This is a genomic window from Fictibacillus sp. Mic-4, from assembly GCF_049843615.1.
Lineage (GTDB): Bacteria > Bacillota > Bacilli > Bacillales > Fictibacillaceae > Fictibacillus_A > Fictibacillus_A gelatini.
This window is the reverse complement of sequence record NZ_JBBHZM010000008.1, coordinates 1-26,509: the sequence shown is the minus strand read 5'-3', so window position 1 is coordinate 26,509 and position 26,509 is coordinate 1. Positions and strand designations below refer to the sequence as shown.

Here is a 26,509-nt window from a genome sequence, read left to right as displayed (position 1 = left end):
ACTAACCCCTTTTTCTTTTATCGTCATGTACGCTACACTTTTAAGAACTTGCGGACAGATGTTAAACTTCCCCAGACACCAATTACTCCGCCAATAAGGATAAGCAATAGTGAAAGCTCTAAAACGAGCGGATAGGTCGGAATTAGCTTAATGAACATCGTAGCGAGCTTCGGACTAACAGAATCGTAGACAAACTGATAGCCAAATACGATAACAAGAACGGGAATCACCGCACCAAACACGCCTAGCGCGAATCCTTCGATGAAGAATGGCCAGCGGATAAACCCATTGGTCGCCCCAACAAGCTTCATTATTTCAATTTCCCTGCGCCGGGAAATGATTGTCAATTTAATCGTATTGGCGATCAAAAACATCGCTGTAAAAATCAGTCCGAGTATAAGCACCATTCCAATGTTTCGTGATACTTTCGTTACTTTAAAAAGCTTTTCAACGGTGCCTTTTCCGTAATTAACATTTTTGACATAGTTCAGCTTTTCAACTTCCTTTGCGACAATTGCCGTGTCTTGAGGCCGTTTCGTCTTAATAATGTACGCATCCCGCAAAGGGTTTTCTTTTTCCAGGGAGGAGAATGCTTTTCCTTGATCCCCAAGATCTTTAATCAGTTGTTTAAGCCCTTCTTCTTTTGTTAAAAAAGTTACTTCTTTTACTTTCGGGATTTGCTCGATCTGCGCGCGAAGCTGGTCAACATTATCCTGTTTCGCTGTCCGGTCAATATAGGCCCGAATTTCAACATCATTTTCGATATGATGGGCTAAATTATTTAAGTTTAATAGTACGGTTAGAAAGACACCGACTAGCAATAAAGTTACAGTTACTGCACTAATGGAAGCAAAAGTCATCCAACCGTTTCTTCCAAGGCTTTTGAATGCTTCTGCGCCGTGGCGTTTGAGGGTTCTAATCTTCATAGCCGTAGTCCCCCTTCTGTTCATCACGGACAATTCTTCCGCCTTCTATTGCGATAACACGTTTCTTAAAGGTATTCACGATTTCTTTATTATGTGTTGCCATTACAACCGTTGTCCCGCGGCTATTAATCTCTTGAAAAATATCCATGATTCCCCAGGCCGTCTCCGGATCAAGGTTCCCCGTAGGTTCATCCGCAATAACAACTGGCGGTGTGTTGACGATCGACCTGGCAATCGATACACGTTGCTGCTCGCCGCCGGAAAGCTCATCCGGGAAGAACCGCGCTTTATTTTTCAAATGAACGAGGTCGAGCACCTCCATTACGCGCTGACGAATGGCTTTCGGAGATTCTTCAATAACTTCAAGGGCAAAGGCAACATTTTCATAAACGGTTAGTTTCGGCAATAATTTAAAGTCTTGAAAGACCACTCCGATTTTACGGCGAAGCTTCGGAATTTGCCGTTCTTTTATTTTCGATAAATTCGTTCCGTTGATCATAATGGTGCCTTTTGTTGGTTTTTCTTCGCGATACATGCATTTTACAAATGTAGATTTTCCTGCACCGCTCGGGCCAACGACATATACAAACTCACCTTTATCTATGTAAACATCGATCCCATTCAGTGCCATAACACCGTTCGGATATGTTTTCCATACATCGATCATTTCTATCAAAAAATCACTTCCTTACTACTGTTGCTTTAAATTTTGTTTGATATAGAAGTCTATTTGTAACCTAAAAAACTTTTCGACAAACTTAAACACAATCCGCTAATTTTCTGTTTACCGCTTAATATTATAACATTGACCGATTATTGTTATCATTACAGTTCTATTTCATTTTGTTACAACAAGTGACAAATGGAGGATTTTTTATCATTTCCACTTTTAAAAATAGTCATTTACAAGGGGCGGATTAGGTCTTTTTACCTATGTTTGAAAACCACTGCCAATGAACAGTGGTTTTCAAACGTTAAAACTTAAATTTCCCAATAAGGCTTTGTAGCTCTTCAGCCAGTTTTGATAAAGATTGGGCGGATGCCGCAATTTCCTCCATTGATGCCATTTGTTCTTCTGTAGAGGCGGCAACCTCCTGGGTGTTTTGTGCCGTCTCTTTTGCCGTTTCCGCAACATGGGCTGTGGAATTGGCATATTCGTCTGCCGATTCGGCCAATTTTTTTATGACTCCCGCAACATGGACAATCTTTTCATCTATTTCATAAATGGCATTTAAAATTTCACGGAAGTTGTCCTCCGTATCCTTAACGACTGCCAAACCAGAGGTTACATCTTCTTTTACATGGTCCATCGATGATAATGATATTTTCGTTTCCTCCTGGATTCCTGTAATCAGCCGTCCGATTTGACTCGCCGAATTTCCTGATTGCTCCGCCAGCTTCCGGACTTCATCCGCCACGACGGCAAACCCTCTGCCGCTTTCTCCTGCTCTTGCTGCTTCAATCGAGGCATTTAAAGCCAATAAATTCGTCTGGTTCGCAATATCCGTAATTATTGTGACGATTCCGCCAATACTGTCCGAATGTTCTTTTAACGTATGGATTCGATCATTCGTTTGAGCGACAGATTGTTGTATTTTGTTCATTTGTTCTACGGTCTTATGTACATATACTCCCCCTGTTTTTGCCCGTTTTGCCGTTGTTTCGGTAAGCGCGGTCATTGCATCCATCTCGTTCGACATCTCGCTATACATATGGGCTGTTTCGATCATCTTCTCCGCACTTTCCTCCGCTTTTTCCAAAGAAATTTCCGATCCGGAAGCCACTTGTTGGATGCTCGCTGTAATTTGTTCTGTTGCATAGCTTGTCTGTTCCGCACTTGCAGTTAACTGTTCTGCAGATGACGCAACATGGTCGGTACTCTCCGAAATTTTAACAATAAGCTTTCTTAACGAATCGATAAAGTGATTAAAAGATGCGGCCAACTCACCCATCTCATCTTTAGATTTCAGCTCGAGTTTTTGCGTTAAATCGCCTTCGCCACTGGATATTTCCTTTAATTTTCGATTAACGGCATTAATTGGCTTAAGAATGGATCGCGAAATCAGCCGGGTAATGATCGAGCTGACGACGATTAGAACGAGAATTAAGCAGATATAAGCATAGTTTCGAATGTTTTGCGTTTTTGCATTGGTTTTAGCAAGCTGATTGACGTCACCCTCGACTTTCGTTTGAAGCGTTTCTAATGCCGGATAGAGCAACTTTTTGCGGACATTTCTTTCATCATTAAAATGCAATGTTTTGGCCACACTTTTTCCTCCGACATTGTAAGCTTGTATCACTCTATCGCTTGTCGTTAAAAAGGTGGAAATTCCCGTATTTAAGTGGCCGGCCTCTTTTTTCGGAAACACGGGTTCTATTTGTTTCCAGGCTTTCAACAGTTCTGCTTTCTTTTGGGTCAATTCTTTACTGTACTGTGGATCGCCGGTGATTAAAAATCCTCTTTCATCATTGGAATAACCGGCAAGAAGATATTGCAAATGCTTTAATTTGTATTTCAATTCCTCATTTTTTGTTAATTCTTTTGAGACAGCCATTTGTTTTGTATTGCTGTACACCGCGTACCCTCCCGTGATAAGCAATGACAAAATCGTCACTAGAACGAGCCACCTGAGCTTTGCTTTAATTTTCATGTCGTCACCTCGAAGTCGTTTATTGTTCCGTTTTATATATCGGCAAAAAATAAACAACTTCTAGATAAAAAATAAAAACCTCTTTCATCGCACTGATGAAGGAGGTTTTATCGACTTAATTAGATACTGAATAGGAAAAAATTCAAAAGACTGTTTTATTATTCATTAATTAGAATCTTCTTTGCGGCTTTGCTAGCTGGTACTTCTTTTATTACCTCTTTTGCTATAGATCTTGCTTCCTCTTCTAGCCTAAAACTAACAAACAAATTAAGAAAAACTCAACTTTCGCTTTACAAGACTCGAGTTGACAATAAACCGATATATGACTAATTTTATAAGTTCAGTTCATCGTTCTTAATTTGTTTTATTGATAAAAGTGCAGCTTCTTTTACTAATTTATTTTCATTTGTTTTATATTGTTCTAGCACAGTTAAATATTTCAATTGTTTTGAATACCCTAAAATCTCTATCATATTCGCTAAGGCGTTACCATTCAAATTTTCCAAAAGTTTTACAACCTTACTATAATCAAAGGTTGTTACTTTTTGATATATAAATGCTAAAACGATAGCCTCCGTCATTTGTTCGACTAACTGATTATCACTTTCAGATTCCAAGTGCCCCAAAAGGAAATCCAAAATTTTATTTAGGTCTTCCATATTATTGCTTTTATATTCATAACTTTCTAACATATCACAAAGCTCGTAAATAGCATCTAGTTTTCCATTGTTATCCAACATAAATGCTTCTTGCAAATTTTCTAAAACTATTTCACTCAAAATTCATCATCCTAACGTAGCTTTTTAATAGGTATATGTGTTTGGTCGGCGATGTTTTCATTAAAAAACGGGCTATTTGGGCTTAATAAATTTCTCTTATGCCAATTCCCTTGTGAATCCATAAACCATTTCCCTCTTTGAACCCTCATAATCCATCCTTTACTAGCATTAGAGCCGTTTGGAGCTGACAAGTCTTTACTATGAATTCTTACTCTCCATGTGGCTCCTCCATCATTCCATTTATATTCTACACCTTCTTTTATATTATCTGTAGGGGTTAAGTCTCTTTTTATGGCATTTGAAGGGATATTTGAAATGATATCGTTAGCTGCGGTGTTACCCGCATCCCCTGAAAATTCCTTCACCAACTTCTTTTCAATACCTGTAATCGCCTTTTTCCCGAGTTTTGTTGCACCGGTTTTTATAAGACCTCCAGGAACGGCATATTCGATAAGTTCTAACGGAGTGCCTTCAAACAGGGAATCTTGTCCTTCGGCTCGTCCTGTTCTCTTTTTGCGAATTTTATCTACAAATTCATATCTTATATTAAAATGTTCATCTTTATATTCTCGAACAATCATACCATTTGCGTATATATGATAATCTCCATCATACTCATCCAATTCATCTAAAATATGAACGGTTTCAACTTTCCCTTTAAGCGTTTCAAATTCTTCTTTCGTTAAATTTTTATTTTGCAATTCCCCTATGTATGAAGCCGCGATTAATTGCTCGTCCTCATCCGGGCGTCTATACTTGTTTTCGTAAGGATTTGTCTTTTGGGCAAGGTCTCCTATTAAGTCATTATAGCTTTCGTATGATGTGATTTGTTTTACCGAGTAATTTGAAAGATTCACTTCGCCACTTTTGATGGCTGTGCCGATCTGGTTGATATAGTTTTCCATCAGGGCGATGTCGTGTTCTACCGTTTCCAGCGCGGCGGTTTGCGCTTTATCAAAGGCGTGAAGCTGTTCAATTGTATGATTGCTGTATCGTTTCGCTTGTCTGATGCTTTCCACCAAATGAGTTTCATCTAGATCGGGCAGGTCTATAATGTCCCGGACTTTTTTCATCGCCTCGTTTGCTTCATGAACAATCCCGATGGCCGTTGTCTCTATTTTGTTGAGTCCGCTTCTTACATCATGTTCTAAAAAACTCTCACTAATGACGCCGTTTGGATCAGGCTCAAAATTTTTCAACTGATTTTTGATCGATGTTAAAATGGCTTCATAATCTTTAATGAACGATTCAAAATAAAGCAAAAACGAAAGGTGGCACTCCTGATAAAACGAACGGATCGCCTGCCCCGTCTTTCCCTTAAGGGAATCTTCGAGTGAAATGATCCCCTTCACCGCAGCCTTTGTCTGTTTGATTTGTTCGCTCAACAATTCCAAATACTTCTCGGTGGCACTGATCGATTGGTTAAACGCCCGGGCATCCAATATCTTCATGACATCACCCCTTGTCGTTGGCCGAATAAATTAGCTTTTCGTCCAATTCTCGCATCGATTGGACGGCCTTCTCTGTCGCTTTTTTATTTTCCAAAAGCAGCGTTTGATACGCTTGAATGATTTTACGCAATGATTCATTCACGTTCTTTAGTTTTGTCATCGTATCCAAGACGTTGCTTCCTTCTTTAACAGGAGCAAAAGAGGGCTGCATGGACGGGACGGCCGATTTTAAACGGGATAAAGCTTGTTCTACTTCCCCGTAGACTACTTTGATCTCACTCATTGCTGGTGCACCTCTAGTTAACGTTCTTTTTCTTTGATAGTTACTTTGGTTAATATTTCTATTACCCATTTTAAATCAAATTTGAAACTTTCATAGTACTATCTTTTTCTAGTACCTTCTAAATTATAGAAACAACTCTGACCAGAAAAAAAGAACCTCTTTTATAGGTTCTTTTTTAGCATTATTTAATTCGCGAGCGCAAATACGCGTCGATGAACGGATCGATGTCCCCGTCCATAACGCCCTGGACGTTGCCAGCTTCGGTGTTTGTCCGGTGGTCTTTGACGAGGCTATACGGGTGGAAGACGTAGGAGCGTATTTGGCTTCCCCAGCCGATTTCTTTTTGTTCGCCACGAATTTCCGCCAGTTCTGCCTGTTGTTCCTCGATTTTGCGCTGCAGCAATTTTGCTTTCAACATTTTCATTGCCCGTTCGCGGTTTTGGATTTGTGAGCGCTCCGTCTGGCAGGAGACAACGATATTCGTTGGAATATGGGTAATACGCACCGCGGAGTCCGTTGTATTGACGTGCTGTCCACCGGCACCGCTCGATCGGTACGTATCGATTTTCAAATCTTCAGTCCGGACTTCGACTTCGACATCATCATTGATTTCAGGCATAACATCACATGAAACGAATGAAGTGTGGCGCCGGCCTGATGAATCAAACGGCGAAATCCGAACGAGGCGGTGTACGCCTTTTTCAGCTTTTAAATAGCCGTAAGCGTTATGTCCTTTAATGCTCAATGTGACGCTTTTCACGCCTGCTTCATCCCCGGGCAAGTAATCAAGCGTTTCAACTTTAAATCCTTTTCGCTCCGCATACCGGGTATACATGCGCAGAAGCATCGATGCCCAATCCTGGGATTCCGTTCCGCCCGCACCGGGATGCAGTTCAAGGATTGCATTGTTTTTATCATACGGTTCATTCAACAAAAGGGTCAGTTCAAATCGGTTTAATTCTTCTGATAATGCTTTTAAATCACGAACCAGTTCTTTTTGAAGATCTGCATCGTTTTCTTCTTTTACAAGCTCGTAAGCGACGTCCAAGTCCTCGTAGGAGGAATTGAGCTCCTCAAATTGATTGACCTGGTCTTTTAAAGCGTTCGCTTCGCTTATGACCGTTTGCGCTTTGTTTTGGTCATCCCAAAAATCGGCCGCGCTCATTTGCTCTTCTAACGCGGCAATTCTTGCTTTTTTCGTATCGAGGTCAAAGAGACCCCCTGAAATCCGCTAATCGTTTAGCCATACTTGAAAGTTCTTGTTTAATTTCCACTAAATCCATTATTTAGCACCTCTATCTTGTTTTCTCGCTTGTTGCATATGGAAAGAGAGCCTGCTCGACTCTCTTCCCATGTGTTTTAATTTGCTCCATGGCACTGTTTGTATTTCTTGCCGCTTCCGCAAGGGCATAAGGCGTTTCTTCCGATGTCTTGCTTCTTGCGGATCGGCTTCTTTTTCGTCTCTTTCTTATCGCTCGGAACGACCGCTTTTCCTTCAGCAACTTGCTGGCGTTCCATATTTTGTTCTACTTGTGCTTTCATGATGTAAGTTACGACTTCTTCCTCAATCGCCGCAATCATCGCTTCAAACATTTCGAAGCCTTCAAATTGATATTCACGAAGCGGATCGTTTTGGCCGTAAGCGCGAAGGTGGATTCCTTCTCGAAGCTGATCCATCTGGTCGATATGATCCATCCACTTGCTGTCGACCGCACGGAGAATAACGGCTTTTTCAAACTCCCGCATATGTTCTGGATCGATTAAAGCTTTCTTTGCTTCGAAATCGTCCCTCGCTTTTTGTTTCAGAAGCTCGATTATTTCTTCGCGGTCAAGGCCTGCAAGGTCTTTCTCCGTGATGTCATTTTCATTTAAGAACGTAGCCGTTGCATAGTCGACGATGTTCTTTAGTTCCCACTCTTCCTGAACAGCTTCTTCAGGAGTATGAATGGTCACGATTCGCTCAATGACTGAATCAAGCATTTGCAGCACAATTTCGTTCAAGTTGTCAGCATCCAGCACTTCCTGGCGCTGTTTATAAATGATCTCGCGCTGTTGGCGCATGACGTCATCGTATTGAAGAAGCTGCTTCCGGGCATCGAAGTTTGATCCTTCGACCCGTTTTTGCGCAGATTCAACCGCTTTTGTCACAAGCTTGCTTTCGATCGGCGTATCCTCATCCATTCCGAGCTTTTCCATCATGTTCATCATGTTTTCAGAACCGAAACGGCGCATTAATTCGTCTTCCATTGAAATATAAAATTGGGAAGAACCTGGATCGCCCTGACGTCCGGAACGTCCGCGCAGCTGATTATCGATCCGGCGTGATTCGTGGCGCTCCGTACCTAATATATGCAAACCGCCAAGTTCGCGCACCCCTTCGCCAAGCTTAATGTCCGTACCGCGGCCGGCCATGTTCGTTGCGATCGTGACCATTCCTTTTTGTCCGGCGTTCTCAATAATTTCGGCCTCGCGCGCATGGTTTTTCGCATTTAACACGTTATGCGGAATGCCTTTTTTCTTCAGCAGTTGGCTTAAATATTCAGATGTTTCAACCGAAATCGTGCCGACAAGGATAGGTTGTCCTGTCGCATGCCGTTCAACGATTTCTTTTACAATCGCCCTGAACTTGCCTTCCATTGATTTATATACAATATCCGGTGCATCTTTACGGGCAATCGGCTTGTTCGTCGGAATCGAAACGACTTCCATGTTGTAAATATTGCGGAATTCTTCTTCTTCCGTCTTCGCCGTACCGGTCATCCCGGCTAGCTTTTTATACATCCGGAAATAGTTTTGGAACGTAATGGTTGCCAGCGTCATGCTCTCGCGCTGGATCTCGAGCCCTTCTTTCGCTTCAATCGCCTGGTGAAGGCCGTCGCTGTAGCGCCGTCCTGCCATTAGGCGACCTGTAAATTGGTCAACGATGACCACTTCTCCATCCTGAACGACATAATCCACATCGCGAATCATGATGACATTCGCTTTTAACGCCTGGTTAATATGGTGATTTAACGTAACGTGCGCATAATCGTAAAGGTTATCGATCGAGAAAAAATTCTCCGCTTTCGACATTCCTTCTTCCGTCAGCTGCACATTTTTTGTTTTTTCATCAATCGTATAATCCGTTTCCTTATTTAATGTACGGACAAATACGTTCGCCATCGTATAAAGCTCTGTCGATTTTTGGGCGGAACCTGAAATAATTAATGGTGTGCGCGCTTCGTCAATTAAAATAGAGTCGACTTCATCGACAATCGCATAATTTAAAGGGCGCTGTACCATTTGTTCTTTATAGACGACCATGTTATCCCGGAGGTAGTCGAATCCTAATTCATTGTTTGTCGCATACGTAATGTCTGCATTATACGCTTCTTGCTTTTCCTCGCTGGACATATCGGAAATATTAAGTCCTACGGATAAGCCGAGGAAATTGAAAAGCGGTCCCATAATTTCCGAGTCACGACGCGCCAAATATTCGTTGACAGTTACGAGGTGTGCGCCTTTTCCTTCAAGGGCATTTAAATAAAGCGGCATGGTCGCAACCAATGTTTTACCTTCACCGGTTTTCATCTCTGCGATGTTTCCTTCGTGAAGAGCAACCGCCCCCATAATTTGAACAGGATACGGACGCATATTTAAGACGCGGGTTGATGCTTCACGCACCACCGCAAACGCTTCAGGCAAAATATCATCTAACGATTCACCTTTACCAATCCGTTCTTTAAATTCATCGGTTTTATTGCGAAGGTCTTCGTCAGATGCATTTTTAAATTGATCGCCAAGCGCTTCCACTTGATCCGCGATTTTTTGATATCTATTCAAATTTCGGTCATTCGAATTCGGAAATATTTTTTTTAGCAAACCTATCATCTACAAACGCTCCTCTGTTAAGGAAATAATGGAATAAAATCATATTATTATTATTTTACCAGACATTACAACCCTACACCAAATGTTTATGTTTTGGCTGCCAGGTCATTTATCATAGCCTATCGTATCATATTGTACACATCCGCACAGCAAAAAGCACACAGCCGATATGGCTGTGCGCTTATGATGCTATTTCACTTACTCTGGAGCAATTAAGCCGTATTTCCCGTCTCTTCGACGATAAACGACATTGGTTTTGTTTGTTTCGGCATGATTATAAACAAAGAAATCATGCCCTAGCATATCCATTTGTAAAATCGCTTCTTCTGTATCCATCGGTTTTAAATCAAACCGTTTTTCACGTACAATCTCTAGTTCATCTTCTTCATCCAGAACGGCTGTTGATGTTGTCTCATTGCCGTTCGTAAACAGAAATTTGGAGTTATCTTGTTGTTGCCGGAATTTCCGGTTTACTTTCGTTTTATGTTTGCGAATTTGACGTTCCAATTTCTCAACGACAAGATCAATTGCAGCATACATATCCGCATGGCTTTCCTCTGCGCGAAGAAGCAGTCCCGTCATTGGAATCGTAACCTCAATAGATTGTTCATTATTGTAAACTTTAAGGTTCACATGAACATCTGAATTCGGAGTTTCGTTAAAGTAGCGTTGAAGTTTGGCAACCTTCTTTTCTACATATTCCTTAAGAGCTTGAGTCACCTCGATGTTTTCTCCACGAATGTTAAATTTCATAACTTAACTCCTCCTTTCGTGATGTATATATATTTCGATATACCCTTTCTCAATTCCTTTAAACCGCGGAAAATATTTTGACAAAAATTTTACATACTCGACATAAACTTTTCAGAACTTTAATAATTACCTGTATTTATGGTTTTAAAAAATAAAAACCCCGTTTGCTTATAAAAAACAAACGGGGGAGTCATTTTCTATTGGGTGATTTTTAAAGTTTCGTCACATTAGCCGCTTGTGGTCCGCGTGCTCCTTCAACAATTTCAAATTCCACTTCTTGACCTTCATCTAAGCTTTTGAAACCTTCTACATTGATCGCTGAGAAGTGAACGAAAACATCGTCTCCATCTTCGCGCTCAATGAATCCATACCCTTTTTCTGCATTAAACCATTTTACTTTTCCTAACATGCATTTCAATCCCTTCATCATTACAATCTGTATAGCCATCAGTACGTGTGTATAGATGCCCTATACAAACATAGTATTACACAATTCCAAAAATGTTGTCAAACCCTTTCGTAATGCGAATTTTAAGAAGTTTTGTCGAATTTTCTTCAATTATTTTTATGTATATATATTCATTTTTATGCAATATATTGACACTTCTAATTTTCTAAGGACAACCATATATTTTTACAGACAACCTGTTTGGAGGTGGAAACATTGTTCCTTGTGTTTGAAAAAGTGGTTTTATGGATGGCGGCGATTCGAATTTTTTCCGGATTGTGCGAAATCACTGCGGCTTTGTTTATGCTCAGATTTAATACTGTGGAAAAAGCGCTCGTCGTCAATTCGCTTCTCGCTTTTGTTGGTCCGCTCGTTCTTTTAACAACGATGTCCATCGGATTGGTTGGCATTTCTTACAAAGTTTCGTTCGCAAAATTGATATGGTTGCTTATTGGTGTTGGCTGCATCCTCTTTAGCTTAAAAAAATAAAAGTGACAATCTTCCCTTTTTAAAAGGCGATTGTCACAAGATTTAACCGATCAAATGGGACTTCATGATCGTATTACCATACACGACGAAGTAAGATAATGAACCGGCTAATAGGAGATAAAGCACCAGGACGGTTACTTTTGTTTTCATCGAAGCGACATAATAATTTTTCATTTTTTCTATCTCATTTTGTACGTTTTCTTTTTCATTCAAGAGACTTTCTTCATAGCTTGAAATGAGCTCGTTAATAAATTGCTCCGGCGCTTTTTCCTGTTGCCCTTCCTCTACCGTCGAATGTTCTTCTTTTAATGCTTCTTCTTTGCAAGGCACGAGGAGGAGCCGTTCACGTTTTTCCAGCAATGAGATTTTCGTCAAGATTGCATCCTTTTTTAATTTCTTTTTATCGTGAAAAAACGGCAACATCCATCCGTCCGGCAAGTTTCGGATCAGACGGTCCTTGCTTACTCTGTTTTCATCCATCATATGATCTACGATATAAGCAAAGTTAGGCATGTCTTGATAGTGCTTTAATTCATTTCCTAACTTGCGGGCCTCTTCTTGTTCATTCACCAAAAGTTCTTCCGTTTGCTTTCCTTCCTTCACGGTATAATCCCGCCTTGCATTTCTCCACCAGTTTCCAAGTCCGAAAAGGAAAATTAAAAAGATAATTGGATCAGGTGACAAAATTAAGATCGGAATGATGCAAATTAACCCGATGAGCCAAATTTTCGGCGACAACACGCCAACGATCCTTCCTCCATCCAGTGGTGAGACTGGAAACAGGTTAAACAAATTGATGGTGGCTCCAAGCGAAATCATTAATCCCCATAACGGATATCCCGTCTTTTCGTATAACACGACGGCAGGTAAAATGGAGAGAAGGCCAAATAAAGGTCCGGCATAGGCAATATAGGCTTCATCTTTCGCGTTATCCGGCATCTTCTTCATTCCGACCGCCGCTCCTAAAAATGGAATGAATATCGCTGGAGAAGTCGGCAATTTTTTTTGCTTAGCCGCCAGTAAATGCCCCATTTCATGGACAAAAAGCAGGTATACGAGCGCCACGCCAAATTTCCAGCCATAAATGATCGCATACGCACCGAAAGAAATAAACATCGAAATTAAGGTGGCGAACTTCCCAACTTTTAAAAGGGCAAAAACGAATTTTAATTTAGATAAAAGAAACAAACCGACGGCACTTAACCCCGCCCAAATTTTCGATTGTTTTTTCTTCTTTGACATATAATCCTCCAACAAATGCAGCATCTAAAGATGATTATACTGTAACTACGAATAAAAAGGAGAAAAGTTACATAAAAAACGGCCGCCTTTTTCCAGGCGACCGCTTTCTTATTTTACGATTAGTACCGGGCATGAGGCGTGGTGAACTACTTTATGGCTGACACTGCCGAGAATGAATTTCCCAAATGTACCTAATCCTCGATTTCCGATGACGATCATATCATACCTATTTTCTTCGGCATATTGGCAAATTTCCTGCGCTGCATAACCTTGAAGATGAACGGTATCAACTTCGATACCACTATTTTCAAACTGATTTGAAGCAGTACGTAACAGATGATCTCCTTCTCGTACAATGGATTCATCGATATTGGCTCGAACTGCTGCGATACCAATTCCGGCATAATGGTATTCGATGACTGAAACATGTAATAGGGTAATGAGATAGTCGTTTTCTCTTCCTTTGCAAAGATCTATAGCGGTTTGCAAGGCGCGTTCTGAAGCTTTGGAACCGTCAATGGGAACTAATAGTTTCCTCATTGTTCTTCCCCTCCATTTAGTTGGATTAATTAACTTTACCCTTTTTCCTACTCGTTTAACCCTCGATAATTGGCGGACAGTGTCCCTGATTTGACCTTTAGTGCGTTTGATTTGGCCGATAACGCTTCTGTTTTGACCGATTGGGTACCTGATTTGGCCGATAACGCCTCTGTTTTGACCGATTGGGCATCTGATTTGGCTGATTGCGCAAAAAAAGTGATGACCACGCTTTATAATGCGTAGCCATCACTTTTTATTTAACGATTAAAACCGGACACTTCGCATGATGGAGAACTTTGTGGCTGACGCTGCCAAGAATCAATTCACCAAATGCCCCTCGGCCGCGATTGCCGATAACGATCATATCGTAGCCATTTTCGTTCGCGTATTCGCATATTTCTTTTGCGGCATAACCCTTAAGCAAGACGGAATCTACATGAATGCCGGCATTTTTTATTTTATTAAGCGACTCCTGCAATAGCTCTTCGCCTTCTTTGCTGACCGTTTCGTCCAGATTAATATTCACGCTGGCAACCGCCATTCCTGGATAATACTCGACAGAAGCAACATGCAAAAGGGTAATGTGCGTTTCACCCTCTCGTTTTTGACAAAGAGAAACTGCTGTCTGCATTGCTCGTTCCGCTACTTCCGATCCATCGATAGGGACTAAAAGTTTATACATTATTCATGCCTCCTGTTTTCGGATTTACTCTTCTATACCCTGAATCCGCTTAAACAAATCATTTATGCCTATTTCACATTCCCCATATATTTTCTTCCGTTAAATAGAACGAAAAGAGCAAGAAGTAACGCAAACGCTCCAAAATAGAACGGCACTTGCGGATTGTACCATTCAGCAAGTTTACCTGCCAGCCATGGGGCAATCGCACCTCCGACAAATCGAACAAAGCTATACGCTGCAGAAGCGACGGACCTCTCTACAGGTGACACTTCCATTACCGCTGTAGTGATTAGCGTATTATTCACGCCTAAAAAAGCTCCCGCAACAACGATCGCGAGGACAAGCGTCAGCTTCGAAGATACCCCTATTCCCATAACGACTAAATCCGCTGCAAATAAAAACAAAATGGCATACATTGTCCGCATTGTCCCAAACCGTTCTTGAAGTTTCGGGGCAATAAATACTGACGTAATGGCAAGACAAACTCCCCAGAAAAAGAAGATGAATCCGAGACCGTGCTCATCTGTATGAAGAACGAATGGCGAAAAAGCGAGCAAAGTAAAAAAGCCGAAGTTATATAAAAGCGCAGTTACTCCAATCGACAATAAACCACCATGGCTTAATGCACGAATTGGATCAAGGATCGAACTTTTGCGCTTCGGTTTTGGAACATCTGAAAGTAAGACAATTACGGCAATAAATCCAATCGCCATAAGAGTAGCCACTCCAAAAAATGGACCGCGCCAGCTAATGTCCCCAAGCAAACCGCCGAGAAGAGGACCGACAGACATCCCTAAGCCCATCGCCGCTTCATAAAGAATGATGGCGCTCGCTGTACCGCCGCTTGCAACGCTAACAATAACGGCTAATGCGGTTGAAATGAAAAAGGCGTTACCAAATCCCCATCCGGCACGGAACCAGACAATCTGGTTAACCGTTGAAGACATACCGCCTAATGCAGAAAAAACGATAATTAAAATTAATCCAAGTAATAACGTCAATTTGGGGCCGATTCGGCTAGAAACCCATCCGGTTACGAGCATAACGACACCCGTTACGAGCATGTAACTAGTAAATAAAAGTGATACTTGACTGGGCGTAGCATTAAGCTTCTGGGCAATCGCCGGCAATATCGGGTCGACTAATCCAATCCCCATAAACGCGATAATACATGAAAAAGCAACCGCCCAGGCCGCTTTCGGTTGTCTAAAAATCGTTTTAATGGAATGGTCATCATGATGATGAGATGATGAAAGTTCTTCTTGTTTTACTACTTCCACTAACATATCCCCCTTGTAAATTCGAATTCATTTATATATAACTTTTTACATAACAATTTCAGATTATATACCTCCGCCATCATTATGTCAATATTTATATATAATTTATGCAAGAGAATTGTCTATGATATACTGTTATTGAGAGAATTAGGAGGTACAATTATGAACTCACTAGGTTATGCCCTACTTAGTATGCTCGTTAGAAAATCTTGTACAGGCTATGAATTAAAACAATTATTGGAAGTATTTTGGAATGCGAAGCATAGCCAGATCTATCCGCTTTTGTCCAAACTGGAGGAGGATGAATTCGTTACTTACGTTCATGTTGAACAAACGGGGAAACCTGATAAAAAAATTTATTCGATTACAGATAAAGGGCGGTCATTGCTGCAAAAATGGATATCGAACCCGCCCGCACCGCCCGTTGCCCGTGATGAATTTCTTATAAAGGCATATGCGATTTCACTCGCTGACGTTGAAACTGGAATCTCTCTATTTCAAGAGCGGCTGGCCCTTTATGAAGAAAAGCTGGCTAAACGCAAAATGGAAATTGGTTTAATGGAAAAAGAATACGGGGAAAAGCTCGAGGACATTAAATCAAACGTTTTTGGCCGTTACATTTTGTTCAAGCGAAAACTTTTGCAAGAACAAGAGGAAATTAATTGGTGCAAATGGGTATTATCTTATCTTGAAAAAGAAGTAAAAACGAACAGGATCATGTCTTGAACATGTTCCTGTTCGTTTTGAAGAGAATAGCTTCTTGTTATACCGCATAAAAATAGTGGCGGCATATTTTTTTTAGTTCTGTTTCAATTTCAGGTGAATAGCTCATAATAAAACAAGTCGAAGGTCCTGCGGATTTTTTAAGATCGAGAGTTCCTTTTGCAGGCAAGTCAACTTCTCTCCGGTTCGCTAAAGCTAAACCTTTTAATTCATGTTCAATGCCTTTTGAGCCGACGGGAACTATTTCGTAGACTCCTTTTGTATGAAGAAGCTTGTAGAAAAGCGATAAAGGCGCAACATGTTCTTGATCAGTTAGTACTTCTTCGCCGACGAGCGGCTTTCCGATGACCGCCAATTTGGCATGTTCAGGGGTGACGCCGATCCGAATGTTTTTCGTGTTAACTTTTCCGATACATATAAAACCGGTAGCTGATTGAAGCAGCCTGAAATTGCTTTCCGTACTGCCTGTCACTGGAACAGACCCAATCCCGGCTTCGTGAAAAACCTTTTGAACACCGGCCTCGAGCCGCTCCCAGACAGCTTCATCATTAAAATTTTGGATGACAACGGAGACCGGTTCAGCACCAACCGCAAGCAGCTCCATTAATGCGACCCGGAGACCGAAATAAGCAACCGTTTCATACGGCACGTGAACAAGATCATGTTCCTTTTCGCCTACTCCACCTGAATTATCCGCTGAGATGACAAGGCTTTCCGTCTCACTTAACGGTTGAAAGACAACATCTCTCATACGTCAAACCCTTTTTTAGCCCGTGCCGAAAGCGCCTTGCTGAGGCGTGGTGCGACAAGAAGCGCAACAACACTATTGAGCGTGGCGGCTGCGGTTAAACTCGGAATTAGCGACACAGCCATCGCTCTCCCTAAAATGGGCCAAAAGCATATCGGTGCAAGAACTCCGTTGCCGATGACAAAACTGACCACTGCTGGAATCCGCCAACTTCGTCTATATAACCAGCCATAGAAACCGACAATGAGCATCATTTGCACAGCGATGATGACGTGAAGAGGGCCGAGGGGAAACCCGTCTAACGCGGCTGACATGATATGGCCGAAAGCGGCGGTCCCCATCCCCCATACAGGCGAAAGAATTGAAGCCGCCACCAATGCCGGAAATGAATCGAACGCGACGCTGCCGATAGAAGACGGGATTTTAAGAAACGATCCGATAACAGCCAATGATGTAAACACGATGAAGTATGACCATTTTCTATTCATTTGCCGACGATTTGTTCTCCTTTCTTTTACCGCCTCTAAAGACGATGGCGCTGCGCTCGTACTCGACATCTTTTACCCCAAGGCGGAAGTTAATGACACGGGCAATCGCGAAGAAGTAATCGGAAAGACGGTTAACGTACTTAAGGACAACCGGATTGATTTCGCCGTTTCGCTTCAATTCGACAATTTCCCGTTCCGCGCGGCGGGCAATCGTCCGGCAAATGTGGATCGAGGCAGATGCCTGCGAGCCGCCTGGCAAAATAAATCGTTCAAGCTCCGGCGCTTCTTTAATATATTCGTCAATCCGCTCTTCTAAAAAGGTAATCGCCTCTTCTTCTGTTTTATACGGCCGTTTATTTTTAATGACGGATAAGTCGCCGCCGCAATCAAACAGCTCGTGCTGGATTTTGACAAGCTCAGGCAAAATATCCGGGAATTTCGCTTCATCAAGCTGCGTGATAGCCTGTCCGACAAAGCTATTTAGCTCATCAAGCGTCCCGTATGCTTTGACACGGATATCGTCTTTCCCTAAACGCCCGCCAATAACGCTCGTTTGCCCTTCATCGCCAGTTCTCGTGTATAGTCTCATTTTTCTTTTTCCTCCCTTATTTTAAACGTTCACTTAAGCCATACCAGATCACATCGACGCGATATGCCGCCGACACTATGTCTTGATAAAACCAGCCTGCCATGTCGCGCCAAAGCCGGTGCTCCTTTTCGATCGGGACGATCCCTTTGCCGATATCGCTTCCGATCAGCACAAGCTTTCGGGTGCCGTTTGATTGCTCCCACTCGCACCACTTTTTTAATTCGAGGCGAAGTTGCTCTCTTCCTTTTTCGTTAACCTCGTTTAGCGTATTTTTCACAAACATCTCCATTCCTTCTAGCACGACAATGCCATGATCCCAAACTTCTTTGGAAACATCGGCGCTTTCATAAAAGGAATGCCATCCTCCGTTTTTGTGCGGGTAACCATAAAAGGCTTCTACCCAGCGCCTTTTTCCGTTAAAGGCACCGCCTGTAACAAAGTGCATCGCAACCCCCTCCTTAACGCGCCGGCTTCTTCCCAGATGAACGTATACCCTTCTCCGTGCGAAACGGGCCATTCCCACATCAGCTTTTCTTCAGGCGCAAAGTACGACAATAATAAGCGAATGGGTCCGCCATGCGTAATGAGCACAAGGTGGTGGATCTCTTCACAATCGAATCGCCGGATGATTTGTTCTTTCCAGGCTTCGAGAACCCGTTTTTGAAAATCTGCAAAAGACTCCCCGCCAGGAGGCGCCGGCTCTTGCCTACAATCAAGCCAATGGCAATACTCCGGATCGCTTTTCAACTCCTCGTACGTCTTTCCTTCCCACTTGCCGAAATGAAGCTCGCGAAACCCAGGGCAAACTTCGTACGGTTTGTTCGGATAAAGAATGGCCGCCGTTTCTTTGCACCGCTTTTTATCGCTGACGATAAGAACACCTGCCGGGTATGCCTTTGATGAATCGATTAATTCCTGCCTACCTTTTTCACATAACGGCGGATCGGACCAGCCAATGTATTGTTTTTTCACATTTTCGTCCGTCAAGCCGTGCCGAAGTAAAGTAACAGCCAACCGATGAGCCATAATATGTTTTCCGTCCCTTCTAAACAGGCGCCAAGCGTATCTCCTGTAATTCCTCCGAACTGCCGCTTGCAAAACATCCCCCAACAAAGGCAAAAGAGAAGGCTTCCAAGTGCCAATAAAATGACAATAGCGGCATGGAAAAATATGATGCCGATGATCACAACAATGAGCAAATAGCCGCCATAGGCGATCCAGCTATTTTTCTTTACTACTTGTTTCATAAAATGGGCCATCCCGCCCGGTTTTGCAAGGGGCGCCGCTATTAATAAAAGCCCCATCGCAATCCTCGAGAATAAAGGGATGAGCAAATAAAGGATCATAACCGTCTTGCTTCTTGAGACCAATTCATACATGAAAAGAAAGCGCCAGCTTAGCAAAAAGAGAAGCGACATGACGCCGAACGCGCCGACACGCGAATCTTTCATAATCTCAAGCTTTTTTTCCTTCTCCTGGTAAGAAAAAAACGCGTCGCTAACGTCCATCCACCCGTCCAAATGAAGGCCGCCTGAAAGAACTATCGAGCATGTAAAAAGGCACATTGTAGCGGCAAGCGGGGAAAATGGCGAATAACGAAGAAGTACATAAGCGAGAGCCGATAAGAAAACTCCCATTAACAGGCCGACTACCGGATAAAAATAAATGCTCCAGCGTCCGCTTCTTTCATTCCACGGAATGTTTCTTTTTGCCGGCAATACCGTTAAAAATTGGACGGCAAGCCGCCAGCCATTGAACATGTCGTTATCTTTCACCTTCATGATGCTCACCTTTCTTTACGGTCGCAATGCCGTTTTCAACGAGATAGGCCCGTGCGGCCATTGCTACGATATGCTGGTGCAATTTTCCGAGCAGTTCAGCAAAATAGAGCGTACCCGGGTCATCCGGGATAGGAGATTGGAAGATTTCGTTGGAAACGATGAACAGGGTCACGCCCCTTTGATCCAGCTGCTCGATCACTTGAATGATACGATGGTAGACTTCAGATCGGTAGTTTCCATTTTGCCACTTTTCCGTTCCATTCTCCCAGCCTGCAAAAAGCTCGTTCGTCGCGAGATTGGTCAAGCAATCTAACAAAAGTAAATCGCCGCTTTGAAAATAATCGGCAATCCCTTCAAGACACACCGGTACCTCCCATGTCCTCCAGGCGAAAGGGCTATGTTCCCGTTTTTCTTGATGGCGCTTGATTCGTTCCTCCATTTCTTGATCCGTCTTTTGGCTCGTCGCGATATAATGGAGATTGCGAGAGATACGCCTTGCCGCATCTGTCGCGAGTTGTTCGGCAAATGAACTTTTCCCGCTTCTCACCCCTCCTGTAATAAAAACAATCATTGTCCGCCCCAGCTTTCGAGCGCTTCAAGCAGCCGTTCGTTCTCCCTGCTTGTTCTGACCGCGAGCCGAAGATAATTTCCGTCCAGCCCTATGAAATTATATGTATGGCGCGGAACGATCCCTTTTTTTAACAAATAGCGGATAAGCGGAAGCAAATCTCGTTTCTCCCCTTTTGGCCTGAGCAAGTAAAAATTGACGGCTGATGGCGACGTGAGAAATCCGAGCCGGTCCAAACTACTAAACAAGTCATATCGGTCTAGCGCGATGTTTCGTGCAGTATCGGCGATGTACCCGGTTTGTTCAAGGCATAGGACGCCCACTTTCTGGGCAACCCCATTAACGCTCCATGACGGCTGGAGTTGCCGCACTTCTTTGATAAACGATTCCGAGCCAAGCAAAAACCCGAGACGGATGCCAGGGATATGAAACATTTTCGTCAAAGAGCGCAATACGACAACATGGGGGAATCTTCTTAAATAGGAAATGACTGAAAATGGCTTCCCCATAAAATGATAGAATGCCTCGTCAACGACAACGACTACGCCAAGATCTTCTGTCATTTGAAAGACGGTTTCGAACCATTCGCGAGAATACGAGACTCCCGTCGGATTGTTCGGATGACAAATAAACAAGACGGATTTCCCTGAAAGGGCGCGCTCCAGTTTAAGAAGATCAACCTGCCAATCCGTTTCTTCAGAAACCGTGAACGAGTGTACTTTTGAACCAAACGTTTCACACGCCTTGCGATATTCTGAAAATGCCGGATCGATCACGAGCACATCCGATCCGCTAAAATAATGGGCCAGTAAATAAATGAGCTCAGAAGCGCCGTTCCCGATTAATATTTGGCCATTATTGAGATTCTCGCAATCAGCGATTTTTTGAACGAGTTCCGTAGAATGGGGGTCAGGATAGACAAGCATCTCCTTATAAAAATCATTCCAGTTTTCTTTTAGCTGCCGAAACGGTTGATACGGATTGACATTAACGCTGAAATCGATCGTATTTTCTGAAAGTGGAAGTTGGAAAAGTTTCGTGATTGCTTGCGGATTAGCTCCATGCTCGGGAAATTCCATAGACCGCACCTCCGATGATTAGTAATAAGATGTAGAAAAAAAAGGTTGTCCGCTCCATTATCGTAATCGTCTGTGAAATATGGGATGCTTTAAGCGGATAATGACCGTTCCCCATTTTCGCCCGATTGGACACTTTCCCTTTATACGTGTTCACTCCGCCAAGCTGCACTCCGAGGAGCCCGGCAACCGCCGCTTCTCCCCAGCCGCTGTTCGGACTAGGATGTTTTCTCGCATCGCGAAACAAGACGGAGAATGCTTCATTTTTCGATATTTTCATTGTCGTTGGATTCAGAAGAACCATAATAAGGCCCGTGATCCGGCTCGGCAAAAAATTCATGACGTCATCAAGCCTTGCTGATGCCCGCCCAAACAGGAGGTAGCGATCGTTTTTATAGCCGACCATTGAATCGCACGTATTGACAGCCCGATACAATAACGCGAGCGGAGCCCCCCCGATTAATGCATAAAAGAGCGGGGCAGTGATGCCATCACTCGTATTTTCCGCTACCGTTTCGACCGCTCCTCTGACAATTTCACTTTCATCTAACTGTTCCGTATCTCTGCCGACGATCCAGCTGAGCTTTTCCCTTGCCAGCTCCAATTGCTGGTTTTCAAGCGGCTTAAGAACCGAAATCCCCGCTTCCCTCAATCCTTTTACGGCAATGGTCGTTGAAATGAAGAGCCCCTCGATGGCGACGCCGAGCCATTCATTCAATTGATAGGAAAACAAGACAACTGTAAACGATAAGGCCCCTGTAATAAGCAGCACGAGAAAGACCATTAAAGTGCCTTTGGCCATCCGGTTGGGCCCGTGATTGAATTTTTTTTCGAAAAACGCGATCAATTTTCCAAAACCTCTGACCGGATGGGGTAGCCATGGAGGATCCCCGATCAATTGGTCAATAATGAGTGCGAGTGTAATAGCAATAAGGTGATGAATCATAGCTCTTCTCTTCTTCTTTTATAATTTTGAATCGCTTCTATTAAAGCATCAAAAACCGCCTTCCCGATCCATTTTCCGACTGGAGTAATCGTTCCGGCATATTCGATTTTTTTCCCTGTTTGAGTCGCGGCAATGCACATACTGTCGGTCGAAGTGCCTGTTGCGACCGTTCCTGAGTTTCGGTCGATAATTTGTTCTAGCGCCAGCGCCTTCGTTTTCGCTTCTGTTGCCGTCATCATTGCCTGCGTAAAGGCTTCTTCGGTCAGCTCGCCTTCAACAAAAACCCAGATGTTGATCGTTCCGACTTTCATCGTGCCAGCCGCATACTCCCATGAACGGGAAATATCCACACTATTCGATGTCCCCGCTGTCACAATAGCGAGGACGCGGCATTCTTCATTTTGAATGGACTTCATGCCGGCATCTTCCAGTAAGGCTGCAGTCATCATTCCGACCGTCCCGGTTATATTCAACCTGTTCGCGCACAAATAGCGGATGTATTCTTGTTTCGCCTCACTGCAATTATAGTTTTTGTCGACATGGCGGTTAACGAACGTTGTTGCCCAGTTGAATCCTCCTCCAACAAGGGCTGACGATAACGTTTTAAACGGAAAAGGACTTCTGACGACCATCATGTTTTCGGTTGTTTCTATTGTAACGTGTTCAAGCGATTGTTCTTCCGCTTTTTCTTCCGGCATAAGCGCAATTAACGGCTTTGCGACCCGCGGGTGCGTGTGGCGGTGAAGCGGAATGCCATACACTTTTTTCAAATTTGCATCATTCATGACCTCAATGGGCGTCCCGAGCGCTTCACATTTTCCTTCATTCAATAACATAAGCCTGTCACAATAAAGGCTCGCTAAATTTAAATCGTGCAAAATGGCGACAACGGTTAGTTTTTTGTCTATCGTCCGTTCTTTGATTAGTTCAAGCAGCTTCATTTGATACGAAAGGTCAAGATGGTTCGTCGGTTCATCTAAAAGCAAGAGCTCCGGCTCCTGGGCAAGCGCTTTTGCGAGAAACACCCGCTGCCGCTCCCCTCCGCTTAAATTTCCTAACGATTGTTCGGCAAACTGAGCAATGCCCGTTTCCCCCATCACCATTTCGACCACTTCGTCATCCCGTTTCGAAGATTGCTTGAAAAAACCTTCATAATACGGATATCTGCCAAGGGCGACCGTTTCTTTTACGCTGTAGTCAAACGCTGTTTCATTGTGCTGCGGCAAAACGGCGATTCTGCGCGCCCGTTCTTTGCTGGAAAAGGACTGGATGGGCCGGTCCATGACGTTAAGCTTTCCGCTTTTTACCGAAAGCTCGCCGCTGATTGAGCGCAAAAGCGTCGTCTTCCCGCTTCCATTCGGGCCAATGATGCCGAAAAACTCGCCTTTTGGTACCGAAAACGTGACCTGATGTACAATGTCTTTTCCGTTATAGCCAGCTGTCACATTCTCAACATGGAGCATCATCTACACCTCTTTTCTGCGTGAACGTATGAAAATAAAAGCAAACACCGGGCTGCCAATAATGGCAGTCAACACGCCGATCGGCAGTTCTGTCGGCGAAATGATCGTCCGGGCCAGCAAATCGACGAGGACTAAAAACGCGCCTCCGACTCCCATCGAAAGCGGAAGAAGATGGCGATGGTCGACTCCCCAGATCAATCGGGCCATATGTGGAATGACCAGGCCAACAAAGCCGATCGTTCCTGAAACGGCAACAGCAGACCCTGTCAAAAGGGACGCAGCAAAGAGCACATACATTTTATGCCTTTGAACATTCACGCCGATCGCCCTCGCATCATTTTCGCCAAAGGCAAGCGCATTCAATTCTCTCGCATTCATCATAAGGATGAAAAAGCCGACAAGGAAAAACGGTAGAATCAGCCCGATATACGGCCAGCCCCTCATCGACACACTGCCCATAATCCAGCCGATAATCGACCGCAATTCCTCACCCGTCAAGGCAATTAAAAGGGAGATGAGCGCCCCTAAAAATGAACTGAAAATAATGCCCGCCAAAATGATCGTTTCGACTGAAAGCGACCGATGGACCAACCGGGCAAAAAAGATGACAATCAGCAGTGTCAAGAAAGCCGTCAGCACACTGATTATCGGCAATGTATAGTCACCGAAAAAAGGCAGCGAGATGCCGAAAAATAAAACGGCGACAGCGCCCAATGCCCCGCCTGATGATACTCCGAGCGTGTATGGATCAGCCAGCGGATTTTTTAACAAGCCTTGAAACGCACATCCCGCAAGCGACAACGAACAGCCAACCAATAAAGCAAGCACTGCACGCGGAAACCGGATATCCATCACAATATTTACCGTTCCACGATCAATATCATGCGGGATAGGAAGATGGAATAAGGACGATGTAAGAATCCGTAAAACGTGAAAAAGGGGGATAGGTACACTTCCTACCGAAACCCCCAATGATACAGAAACGATCATGAAACATAAAACAATACTATAAGAAAGGACGATATTATTTCTTAAAAACGTCAGGATAGACGGCTTCCGCAAGTTGCTCGACCCCTTCGATTAGCCGTGGACCAGGACGGCTTACTAAATCCGATTGAATATCATACACTTGCTTCTTTTTAATGGCCGGCACGTCTTTCCATGCTTTTCTGTCCAGCACTTTCTGCGCCGCATTTTTCGTATAGTAGCCATATGTCGTAATGATGACATCAGGCTTATATGAAACAGCTTTTTCTTCCGTTACTTTCGGCCACCCCTCAAGCTTCGCAGCCGCATTTTTCGCGTGGATAGCGGTCAGCATTTCATCCATAAAGGTTCCTTTTCCTGCTGTATAAAGCTCAGGAGCGGGCTGGACTTCGATCCAAACCGTTTTTTCATCACCTTTTTTAATAGCGTTTGCTTTTTCTTTGATTTTGTTAAGGTCGCTTTTCATCGATGTGACAATTTCTTTCGCTTTCGCATCCGTTCCTGTTGCTTTCCCAATCATTTCAATCGACTTGTACGCATCATCAAATGATTTTGCTTCATTGACGACCAATACTTTAATCCCGTTATCTCTTAATTGGTCAAGCCCTTTTTTCGAATTATGGGCACCTGAAGCGTGGGCAAGGACAAGGTCGGGCTTTAACGAAATGATTTTTTCGACGTTAAAGTCCATCCCGCCGATCTTTTCTTTTTTTGTCGCTTCTTTCGGATAATTGTCAAAATCAGATACACCGACGATTTCTTTGTTCAAACCAAGATCAAATGCGATTTCCGTATTGCTTGGAATTAACGATACGATCCGTTTCGGCTTTTTATCAATCGTCACTTTTTCCCCGATTCCATCGGTAATCGTGACAGGGAAGCCGGATTTAGCAGCGGGCGCCGCCTTTTTTCCGCTGTCTTTTGCCGCTTTATCGCCATTCGAACAACCGGCCATGACGCCGATGACTAAGAGAAGCATGAGCAAAATGCCGCTTAGCTTTTTCATGTTTATTTTCCCCCTTGTATGTAACTTTCTTTCGAGGCCGCCAGCGTTCTTTGAACATGACGCTTCAGGTGAAATAAAAAAGCCCTCCCTTCGGAGAGCATGAAAGCATCGATCGATTTACGATTTCAAAAGATTGCTTCACCTTTTCCTCGAAGGTTGCAAAACAAAAATTTAAGGCAGGTCTCCTGACTCTCGTTCATCAAACCGAATCTCCTTCCCGTTTTTTAAAACAGTGGTTTTTGATGCGGCTCTCGCGATTACAGTGGCGGGACCGTGTTGGATTTGCACCAACTTCCCTTTTTAACGCTTAATCGTTTGAGAACAGCAACGATGGCTTCGCTTTTCCCAAACAGCGACCTTAAATCATTTATTCAGCTATTACTTATTATACTATTTGTTTTCGAAATGGAAAGGAAAAGTTCATTAAGGAGCATCGCGGCTGCAAATTCCAAATCCAAACAATCCTAATGCAAACAGCACACTGCCAATCTTTAGTGAAGTCAATGGTGGCAAGTGTTAAATATCGCTAATTGCAAAAAGCAATTTTTGCATAGTAGAGTAATAAAAATGAGAGGAATCCATCCCCGAGACGATACCTATAGCAAATTATTTCAAACAAAATTCATCACAAGGCACCGAATTGAATATTTTTTCGCTTCCGAACTTTATTTTTGTCCCTGAGGCACCTTCTATTGGACAGTTTTGTGCCTCCAGGCTGCTTTTTTGTCCTTGAGACCGGT

Annotated in this window: 29 protein-coding genes and 1 riboswitch; of the genes, 3 read left to right on the top strand and 26 right to left on the bottom strand. The window is 43.3% G+C overall.

Features of this window, described 5'->3' with window-relative positions; translation table 11 throughout:
* Positions 1 to 32: 32 nt before the first annotated feature.
* The 10 genes from ftsX to WD019_RS07800 form a co-directional block, all read right to left on the bottom strand.
* Positions 33 to 926 carry a permease-like cell division protein FtsX gene (gene ftsX / locus WD019_RS07845; protein ID WP_425711151.1) on the bottom strand — a complete coding sequence of 298 codons (894 nt, stop codon included), beginning with the start codon at positions 924 to 926 and terminating at the stop codon, positions 33 to 35.
* A complete protein-coding gene (ftsE, locus tag WD019_RS07840) occupies positions 916 to 1,602 on the bottom strand; it encodes a cell division ATP-binding protein FtsE (protein WP_026678500.1) in 687 nt (228 codons plus the stop codon). Before ftsE ends, ftsX begins: the two co-directional genes overlap by 11 nt.
* A 298-nt stretch (positions 1,603 to 1,900) precedes the next feature.
* Entirely contained in the window at positions 1,901 to 3,577 is a 1,677-nt protein-coding gene (locus WD019_RS07835) for a methyl-accepting chemotaxis protein (protein WP_425711150.1), read from the bottom strand.
* A 332-nt stretch (positions 3,578 to 3,909) separates the two neighbouring features.
* Positions 3,910 to 4,356 carry a hypothetical protein gene (locus tag WD019_RS07830; RefSeq protein ID WP_425711149.1) on the bottom strand — a complete coding sequence of 149 codons (447 nt, stop codon included), beginning with the start codon at positions 4,354 to 4,356 and terminating at the stop codon, positions 3,910 to 3,912.
* 11 nt (positions 4,357 to 4,367) lie between these two features.
* A complete protein-coding gene (locus WD019_RS07825) occupies positions 4,368 to 5,807 on the bottom strand; it encodes a T7SS effector LXG polymorphic toxin (protein WP_425711148.1) in 1,440 nt (479 codons plus the stop codon).
* Positions 5,808 to 5,811: 4 nt separating this feature from the next.
* A complete protein-coding gene (locus WD019_RS07820; protein WP_425711147.1) occupies positions 5,812 to 6,090 on the bottom strand; it encodes a YwqI/YxiC family protein in 279 nt (92 codons plus the stop codon).
* A gap of 181 nt (positions 6,091 to 6,271) precedes the next feature.
* Positions 6,272 to 7,373, bottom strand: a protein-coding gene (gene prfB, locus WD019_RS07815) for a peptide chain release factor 2 (RefSeq protein WP_154658048.1) whose coding sequence is annotated in 2 segments (ribosomal slippage) — positions 6,272 to 7,300 and positions 7,302 to 7,373 — 1,101 coding nt in all. Because the reading frame shifts where the segments join, the coding sequence is not laid out codon by codon here.
* A gap of 76 nt (positions 7,374 to 7,449) precedes the next feature.
* On the bottom strand, positions 7,450 to 9,960 hold the full coding sequence (gene secA, locus WD019_RS07810; RefSeq protein ID WP_425711146.1) for a preprotein translocase subunit SecA: 2,511 nt from the start codon (positions 9,958 to 9,960) through the stop codon (positions 7,450 to 7,452).
* 198 nt (positions 9,961 to 10,158) lie between these two features.
* Entirely contained in the window at positions 10,159 to 10,713 is a 555-nt protein-coding gene (gene hpf, locus WD019_RS07805; RefSeq protein ID WP_026679140.1) for a ribosome hibernation-promoting factor, HPF/YfiA family, read from the bottom strand.
* 211 nt (positions 10,714 to 10,924) lie between these two features.
* A complete protein-coding gene (locus WD019_RS07800) occupies positions 10,925 to 11,122 on the bottom strand; it encodes a cold shock domain-containing protein (RefSeq protein WP_026679141.1) in 198 nt (65 codons plus the stop codon).
* 264 nt (positions 11,123 to 11,386) lie between these two features.
* Here WD019_RS07800 and WD019_RS07795 point away from each other — a divergent pair, with 264 nt between their 5' ends.
* Positions 11,387 to 11,650, top strand: coding sequence for a YqhV family protein (locus WD019_RS07795; RefSeq protein ID WP_026679142.1), 264 nt, complete (start codon positions 11,387 to 11,389; stop codon positions 11,648 to 11,650).
* Between the two features lie 42 nt (positions 11,651 to 11,692).
* Here WD019_RS07795 and WD019_RS07790 read toward each other — a convergent pair whose 3' ends face one another.
* Positions 11,693 to 12,892 (bottom strand): site-2 protease family protein, encoded by a 1,200-nt coding sequence (locus WD019_RS07790; RefSeq protein WP_425711145.1) that lies wholly within the window; start codon positions 12,890 to 12,892, stop codon positions 11,693 to 11,695.
* A 108-nt stretch (positions 12,893 to 13,000) separates the two neighbouring features.
* Positions 13,001 to 13,432: a universal stress protein gene (locus WD019_RS07785; RefSeq protein ID WP_425711144.1), complete on the bottom strand. Its 432-nt coding sequence runs from the start codon at positions 13,430 to 13,432 to the stop codon at positions 13,001 to 13,003.
* 90 nt (positions 13,433 to 13,522) lie between these two features.
* On the opposite strand from WD019_RS07785, the gene WD019_RS07780 reads away from it, so the two are divergent.
* Positions 13,523 to 13,675: a hypothetical protein gene (locus WD019_RS07780; RefSeq protein ID WP_425711143.1), complete on the top strand. Its 153-nt coding sequence runs from the start codon at positions 13,523 to 13,525 to the stop codon at positions 13,673 to 13,675.
* 10 nt (positions 13,676 to 13,685) lie between these two features.
* Here the strand turns inward: WD019_RS07780 and WD019_RS07775 are convergent, their stop codons facing one another.
* Entirely contained in the window at positions 13,686 to 14,114 is a 429-nt protein-coding gene (locus WD019_RS07775; protein ID WP_425711142.1) for a universal stress protein, read from the bottom strand.
* 68 nt (positions 14,115 to 14,182) lie between these two features.
* On the bottom strand, positions 14,183 to 15,337 hold the full coding sequence (locus WD019_RS07770) for an MFS transporter (RefSeq protein ID WP_425711190.1): 1,155 nt from the start codon (positions 15,335 to 15,337) through the stop codon (positions 14,183 to 14,185).
* Between the two features lie 219 nt (positions 15,338 to 15,556).
* On the opposite strand from WD019_RS07770, the gene WD019_RS07765 reads away from it, so the two are divergent.
* On the top strand, positions 15,557 to 16,120 hold the full coding sequence (locus WD019_RS07765) for a PadR family transcriptional regulator (protein WP_425711141.1): 564 nt from the start codon (positions 15,557 to 15,559) through the stop codon (positions 16,118 to 16,120).
* Positions 16,121 to 16,157: 37 nt separating this feature from the next.
* On the opposite strand, the gene WD019_RS07760 is transcribed toward WD019_RS07765, so the two are convergent.
* Genes WD019_RS07760 through WD019_RS07705 form a run of 12 tightly spaced genes read right to left on the bottom strand, consistent with a single transcriptional unit; the run spans position 16,158 to position 25,769 of the window.
* A complete protein-coding gene (locus WD019_RS07760; RefSeq protein WP_425711140.1) occupies positions 16,158 to 16,868 on the bottom strand; it encodes a hypothetical protein in 711 nt (236 codons plus the stop codon).
* Positions 16,865 to 17,326 carry an ECF transporter S component gene (locus tag WD019_RS07755; RefSeq protein WP_425711139.1) on the bottom strand — a complete coding sequence of 154 codons (462 nt, stop codon included), beginning with the start codon at positions 17,324 to 17,326 and terminating at the stop codon, positions 16,865 to 16,867. Before WD019_RS07755 ends, WD019_RS07760 begins: the two co-directional genes overlap by 4 nt.
* A 19-nt stretch (positions 17,327 to 17,345) precedes the next feature.
* A complete protein-coding gene (locus WD019_RS07750; RefSeq protein WP_425711138.1) occupies positions 17,346 to 17,942 on the bottom strand; it encodes a cob(I)yrinic acid a,c-diamide adenosyltransferase in 597 nt (198 codons plus the stop codon).
* 16 nt (positions 17,943 to 17,958) lie between these two features.
* Positions 17,959 to 18,387, bottom strand: a complete 429-nt coding sequence (locus tag WD019_RS07745) for a bifunctional adenosylcobinamide kinase/adenosylcobinamide-phosphate guanylyltransferase (protein WP_425711137.1) — start codon at positions 18,385 to 18,387, stop codon at positions 17,959 to 17,961.
* Positions 18,339 to 18,968 (bottom strand): histidine phosphatase family protein, encoded by a 630-nt coding sequence (locus WD019_RS07740; protein WP_425711136.1) that lies wholly within the window; start codon positions 18,966 to 18,968, stop codon positions 18,339 to 18,341. The genes WD019_RS07745 and WD019_RS07740 overlap by 49 nt, the downstream gene beginning before the upstream one ends.
* Positions 18,926 to 19,723 carry an adenosylcobinamide-GDP ribazoletransferase gene (gene cobS, locus WD019_RS07735; protein WP_051291600.1) on the bottom strand — a complete coding sequence of 266 codons (798 nt, stop codon included), beginning with the start codon at positions 19,721 to 19,723 and terminating at the stop codon, positions 18,926 to 18,928. The genes WD019_RS07740 and cobS overlap by 43 nt, the downstream gene beginning before the upstream one ends.
* Positions 19,707 to 20,294 carry a bifunctional adenosylcobinamide kinase/adenosylcobinamide-phosphate guanylyltransferase gene (locus tag WD019_RS07730; RefSeq protein WP_425711135.1) on the bottom strand — a complete coding sequence of 196 codons (588 nt, stop codon included), beginning with the start codon at positions 20,292 to 20,294 and terminating at the stop codon, positions 19,707 to 19,709. Before WD019_RS07730 ends, cobS begins: the two co-directional genes overlap by 17 nt.
* The gene (cobD, locus tag WD019_RS07725) at positions 20,291 to 21,370 is read right to left on the bottom strand and encodes a threonine-phosphate decarboxylase CobD (protein WP_425711134.1); all 1,080 of its coding nucleotides are present in this window, start codon (positions 21,368 to 21,370) and stop codon (positions 20,291 to 20,293) included. The genes WD019_RS07730 and cobD overlap by 4 nt, the downstream gene beginning before the upstream one ends.
* Entirely contained in the window at positions 21,345 to 22,313 is a 969-nt protein-coding gene (gene cbiB / locus WD019_RS07720) for an adenosylcobinamide-phosphate synthase CbiB (RefSeq protein ID WP_425711133.1), read from the bottom strand. Before cbiB ends, cobD begins: the two co-directional genes overlap by 26 nt.
* Positions 22,310 to 23,779, bottom strand: a complete 1,470-nt coding sequence (locus tag WD019_RS07715) for a heme ABC transporter ATP-binding protein (RefSeq protein ID WP_425711132.1) — start codon at positions 23,777 to 23,779, stop codon at positions 22,310 to 22,312. The genes cbiB and WD019_RS07715 overlap by 4 nt, the downstream gene beginning before the upstream one ends.
* Entirely contained in the window at positions 23,780 to 24,838 is a 1,059-nt protein-coding gene (locus WD019_RS07710) for a FecCD family ABC transporter permease (RefSeq protein WP_026679159.1), read from the bottom strand.
* Complete coding sequence (locus WD019_RS07705) at positions 24,801 to 25,769, bottom strand: ABC transporter substrate-binding protein (RefSeq protein WP_425711131.1); 969 nt, start codon at positions 25,767 to 25,769, stop codon at positions 24,801 to 24,803. Before WD019_RS07705 ends, WD019_RS07710 begins: the two co-directional genes overlap by 38 nt.
* A 158-nt stretch (positions 25,770 to 25,927) precedes the next feature.
* Positions 25,928 to 26,122: riboswitch (cobalamin riboswitch) on the bottom strand.
* Positions 26,123 to 26,509 lie beyond the last annotated feature (387 nt).